The sequence below is a fragment of the Amycolatopsis ponsaeliensis genome (assembly GCF_030182635.1).
In the GTDB taxonomy this organism is placed as follows: Bacteria; Actinomycetota; Actinomycetes; order Mycobacteriales; family Pseudonocardiaceae; genus Amycolatopsis; species Amycolatopsis ponsaeliensis.
In genome coordinates, this window is record NZ_JAPZLD010000079.1 from 21,924 (window position 1) to 31,840 (window position 9,917).

The 9,917-nt window shown below is 70.6% G+C and carries 10 protein-coding genes; 7 read left to right on the forward strand and 3 right to left on the reverse strand.

Annotated elements, in window-relative coordinates:
- The first annotated feature begins 109 nt into the window (after positions 1–109).
- From QQ657_RS53370 to QQ657_RS53380, 3 genes are read left to right on the forward strand one after another with little or no spacing between them, the layout of a single operon-like run.
- Entirely contained in the window at positions 110–469 is a 360-nt protein-coding gene (locus QQ657_RS53370; RefSeq protein WP_284750160.1) for a DUF1844 domain-containing protein, read from the forward strand.
- A 48-nt stretch (positions 470–517) separates the two neighbouring features.
- Positions 518–1,162: a GntR family transcriptional regulator gene (locus QQ657_RS53375; protein WP_284750161.1), complete on the forward strand. Its 645-nt coding sequence runs from the start codon at positions 518–520 to the stop codon at positions 1,160–1,162.
- On the forward strand, positions 1,159–2,154 hold the full coding sequence (locus QQ657_RS53380; protein WP_284750162.1) for a 1-aminocyclopropane-1-carboxylate deaminase: 996 nt from the start codon (positions 1,159–1,161) through the stop codon (positions 2,152–2,154). Before QQ657_RS53375 ends, QQ657_RS53380 begins: the two co-directional genes overlap by 4 nt.
- A gap of 36 nt (positions 2,155–2,190) precedes the next feature.
- Here the strand turns inward: QQ657_RS53380 and QQ657_RS53385 are convergent, their stop codons facing one another.
- From QQ657_RS53385 to QQ657_RS53395, 3 genes are read right to left on the reverse strand one after another with little or no spacing between them, the layout of a single operon-like run.
- Positions 2,191–2,574, reverse strand: coding sequence for a RidA family protein (locus tag QQ657_RS53385; protein WP_284750163.1), 384 nt, complete (start codon positions 2,572–2,574; stop codon positions 2,191–2,193).
- Positions 2,574–3,332 carry an IclR family transcriptional regulator gene (locus tag QQ657_RS53390; protein ID WP_284750164.1) on the reverse strand — a complete coding sequence of 253 codons (759 nt, stop codon included), beginning with the start codon at positions 3,330–3,332 and terminating at the stop codon, positions 2,574–2,576. Before QQ657_RS53390 ends, QQ657_RS53385 begins: the two co-directional genes overlap by 1 nt.
- A complete protein-coding gene (locus QQ657_RS53395) occupies positions 3,329–4,300 on the reverse strand; it encodes a sugar kinase (RefSeq protein ID WP_284750165.1) in 972 nt (323 codons plus the stop codon). The genes QQ657_RS53390 and QQ657_RS53395 overlap by 4 nt, the downstream gene beginning before the upstream one ends.
- 113 nt (positions 4,301–4,413) lie before the next feature.
- Between QQ657_RS53395 and QQ657_RS53400 the strand changes: the two genes are divergently transcribed.
- From QQ657_RS53400 to QQ657_RS53415, 4 genes are read left to right on the forward strand one after another with little or no spacing between them, the layout of a single operon-like run.
- Positions 4,414–5,712 (forward strand): amino acid deaminase, encoded by a 1,299-nt coding sequence (locus QQ657_RS53400; RefSeq protein ID WP_284750166.1) that lies wholly within the window; start codon positions 4,414–4,416, stop codon positions 5,710–5,712.
- Complete coding sequence (locus tag QQ657_RS53405; RefSeq protein WP_284750167.1) at positions 5,712–7,307, forward strand: N-acyl-D-amino-acid deacylase family protein; 1,596 nt, start codon at positions 5,712–5,714, stop codon at positions 7,305–7,307. Before QQ657_RS53400 ends, QQ657_RS53405 begins: the two co-directional genes overlap by 1 nt.
- Positions 7,304–8,692, forward strand: a complete 1,389-nt coding sequence (locus QQ657_RS53410; protein ID WP_284750168.1) for a GntP family permease — start codon at positions 7,304–7,306, stop codon at positions 8,690–8,692. The genes QQ657_RS53405 and QQ657_RS53410 overlap by 4 nt, the downstream gene beginning before the upstream one ends.
- A 43-nt stretch (positions 8,693–8,735) precedes the next feature.
- Positions 8,736–9,869, forward strand: a complete 1,134-nt coding sequence (locus QQ657_RS53415; protein WP_434056869.1) for a lactonase family protein — start codon at positions 8,736–8,738, stop codon at positions 9,867–9,869.
- Positions 9,870–9,917 lie beyond the last annotated feature (48 nt).

Consider the following 9,917-nt stretch of genomic DNA (forward strand, 5'->3'; position numbering starts at 1 on the left):
CCGGGCGAGACCGGACCCGGCCACCTGTACGGTGACGCGGGTGGGAGCGGGGCTCCACTTGCCGCCCCCGATCGCTCGGGGGCTGGTCGTTCGTGGAAGGGTACCAGACGTGTCAGATCAACCCTCCGAACAGCCCCCGTATTCCCCCGAAGCCCGCCACCTGGAGGACATCCCCAGCGTGGAGGTGATCAGCCGCGCGGCCGTGATGCTGCTGTCGGCCGGGGCCGAACGGCTCGGCCTGGCCGACCCCGACCCGGCGACGTCCCCGCACCGCGATCTCGACGAAGCGCGCCGGCTCATCACCGCGCTGGCCGGGCTCGTGACGGCGTCCGCCGAGTACCTGGGCCTGCACGCCGGGCCGTTGCGCGATGGCCTGCAGTCGCTCCAGAAGGCCTTCCGGGAAGCCTCCGCCGTCCCCGACGCCCCTGGTCAGGGCCCTGGCGAAAAGTACACCGGCCCCGTCTACTGACCTTTCACTCGTCCGGTTCCTTGCCGGTCGAGTCCTCCGACATCTAACATGTTAGATGTGAGTCTCTCCAAGGTCGACCGCCCGTTGCTGCGTGACGAGGCGTACGAACGCATCCGGCACGCGATCGTCGACGGCACCCTGCCGCCGGGTACCCCGCTGCGCGACGGCGACCTCGCCGAGCAGCTCGGGCTCTCCAAGGCCCCCGTCCGCGAGGCCCTGCGGCGCCTCACGGAGGACGGGCTCGTCGACTCCAAGCCGCAGAGCTACACGCGGGTCTCCGAGGTGATGTCCTCCGACGTCCTCGACGCCCGGGAGATCGTCCGGGCGCTGCACGAGTTCGCGGTGAAGCAAGCGGTCGCGAAGTGCCGTCCCGCCGACATCGCCGCCATGCGCGCGGCCAACGACCGGTTCGCCGCCGCGATCGAGGCCGGTGACGTCAAAGCCGCCGTGAAAGCGGACGACGAACTGCACGACATCCCCGTCCGGCTGGCCGGCAACGCCGCCGTCGCCGCGACCCTCGACCGCTACACGCCGTTGCTGCGCCGGCTGGAGCAGACCCGGTTCAGCTCGGCTCTCGCCTGGAACTCCGTGGAGCGCCACCGGTGGCTCATCGACGCTCTCGAAGCCCGCGACACCGCCACGGCGGTCTCCGTCATCTCGACCATCTGGACCGACCTTTTGGAGGACCGATGACCCTCGCCGACTTCCCGCGCTACCCGCTGCTGTTCGGCCCGTCGCCGGTGCACCCCCTCGAACGCCTCACCGAGCACCTCGGCGGCGCGAAGATCTGGGCCAAGCGCGAAGACGTCAACTCCGGCCTGGCCTACGGCGGCAACAAGACGCGCAAACTCGAGTACCTCGTCGCGGATGCCCTGAACGAAGGAGCCGACACGCTCGTCTCCATCGGCGGCGTCCAGTCCAACCACACCCGGCAGGTCGCGGCCGCCGCCGCGCGGGCCGGCCTGAAGGCCGTGCTGGTGCAGGAAAGCTGGGTCGACTGGCACGACCCGCTCTACGACAAGGTCGGCAACATCCAGCTCTCGCGGATCCTCGGCGCGGACGTCCGGCTCGTCGAAGCCGGCTTCGGCATCGGCTTCAAGCAGACGTGGGAGGACGCCGTCGCCGAGATCGAGGCCGGCGGCGGGAAGCCGTACGCCATCCCGGCCGGTGCGTCGGACCACCGGCTCGGCGGGCTCGGGTTCGCGAACTGGATCGTCGAGCTCGAAGCCCAGGAAACGGAGCTGGGCGTCTTCTTCGACACCGTGATCGTCTGCTCGGTCACCGGCAGCACGCAGGGCGGCATGGTCGCCGGGACCGCGCTGGGCAAGAAGCGCAGGATCCTCGGGATCGACGCCTCGGCCAAGCCGGCCGAAACGCGCGAGCAGGTCACGCGCATCGCGCGCACGACCGCCGAGCTGATCGGCGCCGGCGAGATCGCCGAGGTCGAGCTGGACGACCGCTACCACGCCGGGATCTACGGCATTCCCGACAAGTCCACAGTGGTCGCCATCGAGACCTGCGCCCGACTGGAAGGCATGATCACCGACCCGGTCTACGAGGGCAAGTCCATGGCGGGACTCATCGACCTGGTCGGCCGGGGTGAAATAGACCGCGGCTCGAACGTCCTCTACGCCCACCTCGGCGGGCAGCCCGCGCTCAACGGCTACACGAGCGTCCTCGGCTGAGCCCCTGGGGCCGGGCGACCGGCCCCAGGGAAAGCCTCAGTCCAGCACGCAGAGCACGTCGATCTCGACGAGGAGCTCGCCCGGGAGGCCGACGTACACCGTCGTGCGGGCGGCGTGCGGCGCGTCGCCGATCAGCTCGTTGTAGACCTCGTTGAACGGCGCGAAGTGCGCCGTGTCGGTGAGGTACACCCGCACCATGATCGCGTCGGCCAGGCTCGAGCCCGCTTCGGCGAGCACGGCTTCGATGTTCTTGAACGTCTGCCGGGTCTGGCCCACGACGTCCTCGCCGACGATCGCGCCCGTCGCCGGGTCGAACCCGACCTGGCCGGCGACCTGCAGCAGGTTCCCCTTGCGGACGGCCTGCGAGAACTTCGCCGGCGGCTTCGGCGCGTTCTCGGTGGAAACTGCCGTCTTGCTCATCAGTGCCCCTTTCCGTTCTCCGTCCATCCACTGTGGACGGAAGCTTCCGTGGTCGCGGCGCGCAGGTCCGGGACCAGCGCCAGCAGGCCTTCGTAGTCGAGCAGCACCTTCGGCACCGACATCGAGGCGGCGGCCAGGACTTCACCGTCCGCCCCGCGGACCGGCGCCGCGATGCAGTGGATGAAGTCCTCGTGCTCGGCGTTGTCGACGGCGTACCCGAGCCGGCCCACGCGTTCCAGCTCCGCCAGGTAGTCCGACGGCGTCGTGATCGTGTTCGGCGTCAGCACCGGGTACTCGATCGAGTGCGCGATCTCCTCGCGGCGTGCCGGCGGCATCGCCGCGACCAGCACCTTGCCCACCGCCGTGCAGTGCAGCGGCGCGCGCTTGCCCACGCGCGAGTACATCCGCACCGAGTGCCGGCCCTCGTACTTGTCGATGTAGACGACTTCGCCGTCGTCGTAGCTGGCCAGGTGCACGGTGTGCCCGGTGCGCGCGTTGAGCGCGGCCAGCGCGGGCTGGGCGCTGCGGCGGACGTCGATCGAGTCGAGGGCCTGGTTGGCGAGGTCGAACATCGCGCTGCCGAGCCGGTAGTACCGCGTGCCTTCGCGCCGGACGAAGTGGTGCTGTTCGAGAGTGCGCAGCAGGCGCAGCACGGTCGACTTGTGGACGCCGATCTCCTCGGCGAGGTCGTCGAGCGTGCGCGCGTCTTTCGCGATGGAGTTCAGCAGCGTCAGCGCGCGATCCAAGCTCTGGCTCACGTGAGCACGCCCTCTCCGGTCAGCCGGGCCGAACGCCACTCGTCGGGACCGGCCTTCAGCAGGCTATCCACGACCGTGCGCGGCAGGGGCACCCCGACGTCGTCATGGGTGAGCAGGGTCGCCGCGGCCTGCAGGTGGCCCTGCCTCAGCCGCGCGAGGGGTTCGGCGCCCCGCAGCGTCGCCGCCAGGAAGCCCGCGGCGAACGCGTCCCCGGCGCCGACCGGCTCGACGACGTCGACCCGCAGCGCCGGCGCGAACAGCGGCTCCCCTTCGACCAGCGTCGCGCCGCGTTCGCCGTGCTTGACGACGAGTGTGCGCGGCCCCGGCAGCAACGCCCGCAGCTCGGCCGGGTCGCCGGTTCCCCAGACGTGCTGGGCCTCGTCGTCACCGGTCAGGACGATGTCGGCCTGCCCGGCCAGCTCGGCGAGCAGCCGGGGGTCGCGGCCCGCCCAGAGCGCGGGGCGCAGGTTGACGTCGAACGAGATCAGCCGGTCGCCGCGCGGCAGCTCCAACAGGGCGCGCACCAGCGCGAGGCAGCTCTCGGACAGCGCGGGGGTGATGCCGGACAGGTGTAGCACGCGGACACCATCGAGATCGAGCCGGTCCAGCAGCGAAGGGCCCATCCCGGACGCGGCGGAGCCCGCGCGGTAGTAGCGGACCGGGCTGCCACCCGCGCCGCTTTCCTTGATGTAGAGCCCGGTCGGGCGGTCCGGGTCGACGGAACACGCGCTGACGTCGACACCGGCGGAAGCGATCTCCCGGAGCATCGCGCGCCCGAACGGGTCGTCGCCGACCGCGCTCACCCAGCCGCTCGGCACACCGAGGGCAGGCAGGTGACAGGCGACGTTGGACTCGGCGCCGCCGATCGTGCGCGTCCACCGCCTCACCTCGTCCGGCGGGCCGGGTTCGGCGGGCACGAACAGCGCCATCGTCTCGCCGACACAGAGCACCTCGGGCCCGCTCGTCACTTTCCGTCTCCCCTGTCCGTCACCCCGTTGACCTGTGGCGACCCGGATGCTACACCTATGGCACTCAAAATGCGCAACAGTCGTTGCAACATACGCAACCGAGGTCGCCGCCGATGAATCCTTGCCTGATGGACCCCGCCGCGCTCGCCGCCCTCCGCGACGAGCGGATCGACTGGCGCTTCCGCTCGGCTGCCCCCGCCCTGACCGGGCTCACGCTCACCGAAGCCGCGGACCGGCGGCTGAACCTGTTCACCGACGGGTTCTTCGCGCCCTTCGTCGTCCTCGACGACGACGCCCTCGAGCACAACCTGCGGACGATGGCCGCGTGGTGCGCCGCCCGCGGCGTCGTGCTCGCCCCGCACGGCAAAACGACCATGGCACCGCAGCTGTTCGCCCGCCAGATCGAGCACGGCGCGTGGGGCATCACCTGCGCTAACGCCGGGCACCTCCGGATCTACCGCGCGTTCGGCGTCTCCCGGATCCTGCTGGCCAACCAGTTCCTGGACCCGAGCGGTCTCCGCTGGCTGGCCGCCGAACTGGCCGCGGACCCCGACTTCGAGTTCGTCTGCTGGGTCGACTCGGTCCGCGGCGTCGAGCTGATGACCGAAGCTCTCGAAGGCACCGAGCGCCCGGTCGACGTCCTCCTCGAGCTGGGCGCCGACGGCGGCCGCACCGGGGTGCGCGACACCGCGACCGCGCTGGCCGTCGCCGAAGCGGTGCACGCGAGCCCGGCGTTGCGGCTGCGGGGCACCGGCGGTTACGAGGGCGCGCTCTCCCACGACACCGACGAAGCCGCGCTCGCCAAGATCAGCTCCTATGTGGACGGTCTGCGCGACCTCGCCATCACCTTCGCGGACAAGGGAATGCTCGACGGGCAGATCATCGTCACCGCCGGCGGCAGCGCGTACTTCGACCAGGTCGCCAACGAGCTGACGAAGCCGTGGCCGGACGGCCTCGACGTGCTGCCGGTGCTGCGCAGCGGCGCGTACATCACCCACGACGACGGCTTCTACCGCCAGATCTCCCCGCTCGGCGACCACCCGCGCATCGACGGCGTCGAGTCGTTCCGGCCCGCCCTGCGCGCCTGGGCGCAGGTGACGTCGAAGCCGTCGGACGAGCTCGCGCTGCTGACCATCGGCAAGCGCGACGCGTCCTTCGACGAGGGCATGCCCGAGCCACAGCTGCGCCGCACCCCGAACGGTCCCGCCGAGCCCCTCGAAGGCCACGTCGTCGCGAAGATGAACGACCAGCACGCGTTCCTCACGCTGCCCGCCGGGTCGCCGGTCGAGGTCGGCGACTGGATCGGGCTCGGCCTCTCGCACCCGTGCACGGTGTTCGACAAGTGGCCGCTGCTGCCGATGACCGCCGCCGACGGCGAAACGGTCGTCGACCTCGTCCGGACGTGGTTCTGATGGACGTCGTCGTCAAGAACGTGCTGGTCGCCGACGGCACCGGCGACGCCATGACCCGCCACGACGTCGGCATCACCGGCGAGAAAATCGCGAGCGTCGGCGAAGCGGGCTCGCTGGCCGGGCGCCGGAACATCGACGGGCACGGGCTGGTGCTCGCGCCCGGGTTCATCGACATGCATTCGCACTCCGACCTGCAGCTGCTGGCCAACCCGGACCACGCGGCCAAGATCACCCAGGGCGTCACGACGGAGGTGCTCGGCCAGGACGGGCTGTCGTACGCGCCGGTCGACGACGCCGTCCTCGAAGCACTGAGGCAGCAGCTCGCCGGCTGGAACGACGACCCGGCGGGCTTCGACTGGAACTGGCGCTCGGTCGGCGAGTACCTCGACCGCCTCGACCAGGGCATCGCGGTCAACGCGGCGTACCTGGTGCCGCAGGGCACGGTCCGGATGCTGGCCGTCGGCTTCGACGACCGGCCCGCGACGGACGCCGAGCTGACCCGGATGAAGGAGCTCGTCGCGACCGGGCTCGCCGAGGGCGCGATGGGAATGTCGTCGGGGCTCACCTACACGCCCGGGATGTACGCGGAGACCAGCGAACTGGTCGAGCTGTGCAAGGTCGTCGCCGAGGGTGGTGGCTTCTACAGCCCGCACCACCGCAGCTACGGCAAGGGCGCGCTGGAGGCGTTCGCCGAGATGATCGACGTCTCGCGCCGGTCGGGCTGCCCGCTGCACCTGGCGCACGCGACGATGAACTTCTCGGTCAACAAAGGAAAAGCACCCGACCTGCTAAAGCTCCTGGACGACGCGCTCGACGACGGCTGCGACGTCAGCCTCGACACCTACCCGTACCTGCCGGGCGCGACCTACCTTTCGGCGCTGCTGCCGAGCTGGGCCACCGAAGGCGGCCTGGAGCCGACCCTCGCCCGCTTGTCCGATGTGGACGAACGCGAGCGGATCCGCGCCGCGATCGAGGAGTCCGGTTCGGACGGTGCGCACGGCGTCCCGATCGACTGGGACGCCATCGAGATCAACGGCGTCCGCAACGACCACAACGCCCACCTGGTGGGGCACAGTGTCGCCGGTTCGGCGCGCGCCGCCGGCCTCGAACCGGCGACGCTGTACTTCGACACGCTGCTCGACGAACGCCTCGGTACCTCGTGCCTGATGCACGTCGGGCACGAGGAGAACGTCCAGGCGATCATGCGCCACCGCACGCACACCGGCGGCAGCGACGGCCTCCTCGTCGGCGCCCGCCCGCACCCGCGCGCGTGGGGCACGTTCCCCCGCTACCTCGCCCGGTACGTCCGCGAACTGGGCGTGCTGGACCTCGCCGAGTGCGTCGCCCACCTGACCGGGCGGGCCGCGCGGCGCCTGCGGCTGACCGACCGCGGGCTCGTCCGCGCCGGGTACGCCGCCGACCTGGTGCTGTTCGACCCCGACGCGGTCGCCGACACCGCCACCTTCGACGACCCGCGGCAACCGGCCGCGGGCATCACGCACGTCTTCGTCAACGGCGTCGCCGCCCTCGACGACGGCCGTCCCACCGGCGCCCTCGCCGGCCGTTCCCTGCGCAACCCCGGGAGAGCCCGATGATCCACTGGCTGCAACACACCACGGGTGGCCTGCTCACGCTCGCCGCCGTCTCGATCGCCGTCCTGCTGTTGCTGATCGTCAAGCTCAAGATCGAGCCGTTCATCGCGCTGATCGTGGTCGGCCTGCTCACCGCGCTGGCCGCGGGCCTGCCGGTCGGCACGATCGTCGGCACCGCCCAGAAGTCGTCGGACTCCTTGCTGGAAAAGGGGTTCGGCAGCATCCTCGGGCACATCACGGCGATCATCGGGCTCGGCACGCTGCTCGGGTCGATCCTGGAACGCTCGGGTGGCGCGAAAGTGCTGACCGGGGCGCTGCTGCGGGGCTTCGGCGAGAAGCGCGCGCCGCTGGCCATGGGTGTCGCCGGGTTCATCTTCGGCATCCCAGTGTTCTTCGACATCGGCATCTTCGTGCTGGCGCCGCTGGTGTACGTCGCGGCGAAGCAGGGTAAGCGCTCGCTGGTGCTCTACGCGATGCCGCTGATCGCGGGCCTGTCGATCACGCACGCCTTCCTGCCACCGCACCCCGGTCCGGTGGCCGCGGCCGGACTGCTGCACGTCGAACTCGGCTGGATCATCCTGATGGGCCTCGCCTGCGGCATCCCCGCGTTCCTCGTCGGCGGCGTGCTCTACGCGACCTGGATCGGCAAGCGCATCGACGTCGGGGTTCCCGAAGAGATGATCGTCGCCGAGGCAGAAGGCGAAGAAGAGCAGGACGTTCCGTCGCTGGCGCTGGTCGGCTCGATCATCGCGGTGCCGCTGGTGCTGATCCTCGCCGGCACGTTCGGCAGCATCTGGCTGCCGAAGAACTCCGCGCTGTCGGGCGTCGCCGCGTTCATCGGCACCCCCGCCGTCGCCCTGACCGTCGCCGTGCTGCTCGCGTCCTGGCTGCTCGGCCTGCGACGCGGCTTCACCGGCAAGGACCTCAACGAGCTCGCCGCGAAATCGCTGCGGCCGGTCGCGATGATCCTGCTCGTCGTCGGCGCGGGCGCGTTCTTCGGCGCGGTGCTTTCGGCCACCGGCATCGGCAAGGCCGTCGCCGACTCGCTGCACGACGCCGGGCTGCCGGTGCTGCTCGCGGCGTACGTGATCAGCTGCGGCATGCGGATCGCGCAGGGTTCGGCCACGGTCGCCATCGTGACCACGAGCGGGATCATCGCGCCGACCGTGGCGCAGCTCGGGTATTCGCAGGTGCAGCTCGCCCTGCTGGTCATGGCGATCTCCGCCGGGTCGATCATCGCCTCGCACGTCAACGACGGTGGTTTCTGGATCGTTTCGCGGTACTTCAACATGAGCGTGGTCCAGACGCTGAAGTCGTGGACCGCGCTGGAAACCGTGCTTTCCGTCTCCGGTTTCGCGGTTTCGGCATTGCTCATGGCCGTGGTCTAGACCATACTGGAGGGAAGCCGCCGCCCCGAACCGTTGGGAGACAATGACGATGACCGGACTTTCCCGTCGTACGTTCCTCGGCGCCGCCGCGGGGGCGAGTGCCGCGACCGTTCTCGGCGCGCAGTTCGCCTCCGCGGCCACCACTTCCAAGGGCTGCATCGCCGGAGGGACCGTGTACATCGGCAGCTACACCAGCGGGGCGAGCGGCCACGGCCTCGACGTCTCGAGCCGGTCGGGTGCCACGCTGGGCCCGGTCCGGACGGTGCCGGGTATCACCGACACGTCGTGGTTCGACCGCGGTGCCGACGGCAAGACCCTGTACGTCACCAACGAAGGCGACCCGAACGGGTTCGTCTCGGCGCTGAACGTCGCCGACGCCGCGAACCCCAAGCTGCTCAACAAGGTTTCGTCGAAGGGTGGCGCGCCGACGCACCTGAGCGTGCACTCGAGCCAGAAGTACGTGCTGGCGGCGAACTACAGCTCGGGCAGCGTCGTCGTGCTGCCGATCCTGGCCGGCGGCAAGCTCGGCGCGGCCACGGACCTGGTGACGCACCAGGCCGACTCCGGGCAGGCCCACGCCCACCAGGTCGTCAACGACCCGACCGGGCGCTGGGTGCTGTCGGTCGACCTCGGCGCCGACTCGGTGTACGTCTACTCGCTCGACGTCGCGACCGGGAAGCTCGCGCTGCACCAGCAGCTGAAATTGCCGGCCGGTGCCGGGCCGCGGCACCTCGCGTTCGACAAGACCGGGACCTTCGCCTACATCCTGCAGGAGCTGCGCCCGGAGGTGACGGTCGCGAGCTGGGACGCGGCCTCCGGGACGCTGAAGGCGCTTTCCGTCGTCCCGGCCGTGCCGCCGGGCAGCACCGGCGACCTGTTCCCCGGCGAGATCGCGCTGTCGAAGGACGGGAAGTTCGCCTACGCCACCGTCCGCGGGCCCAACACCCTGGCGACGTTCTCCGTCGCCGGTGAGACACTGAAGCTCGTGTCCACTGTGTCCAGTGGGGGCAACTGGCCGCGCCACGTCGCCCTCGACCCGGGGGAGAACTGGTTCTACGTCTCGAACCAGCGCTCCGGCACCGTCACCTGGCTGCCGCGCGACCCGGCCACCGGCCTGCCCGGCGCGGTCGCCGGCAGCCTCGCGGTCCCCGACGTCAACTCCGTCTACTTCGCCTGAGCACCGGTCGTGAGTGCGTAACCGTGTTCTAACACTGTTACGCACTCA

Bases quoted from the DNA above. Each gene is read 5' to 3' on its own strand.
- QQ657_RS53375 (WP_284750161.1), top strand. From the start codon at position 518: ATGTTAGATGTGAGTCTCTCCAAGGTCGACCGCCCGTTGCTGCGTGAC.
- QQ657_RS53380 (WP_284750162.1), top strand. From the start codon at position 1,159: ATGACCCTCGCCGACTTCCCGCGCTACCCGCTGCTGTTCGGCCCGTCG.
- QQ657_RS53385 (WP_284750163.1), bottom strand. From the start codon at position 2,574: ATGAGCAAGACGGCAGTTTCCACCGAGAACGCGCCGAAGCCGCCGGCG.
- QQ657_RS53400 (WP_284750166.1), top strand. From the start codon at position 4,414: ATGAATCCTTGCCTGATGGACCCCGCCGCGCTCGCCGCCCTCCGCGAC.
- QQ657_RS53405 (WP_284750167.1), top strand. From the start codon at position 5,712: ATGGACGTCGTCGTCAAGAACGTGCTGGTCGCCGACGGCACCGGCGAC.
- QQ657_RS53410 (WP_284750168.1), top strand. From the start codon at position 7,304: ATGATCCACTGGCTGCAACACACCACGGGTGGCCTGCTCACGCTCGCC.
- QQ657_RS53415 (WP_434056869.1), top strand. From the start codon at position 8,736: ATGACGATGACCGGACTTTCCCGTCGTACGTTCCTCGGCGCCGCCGCG.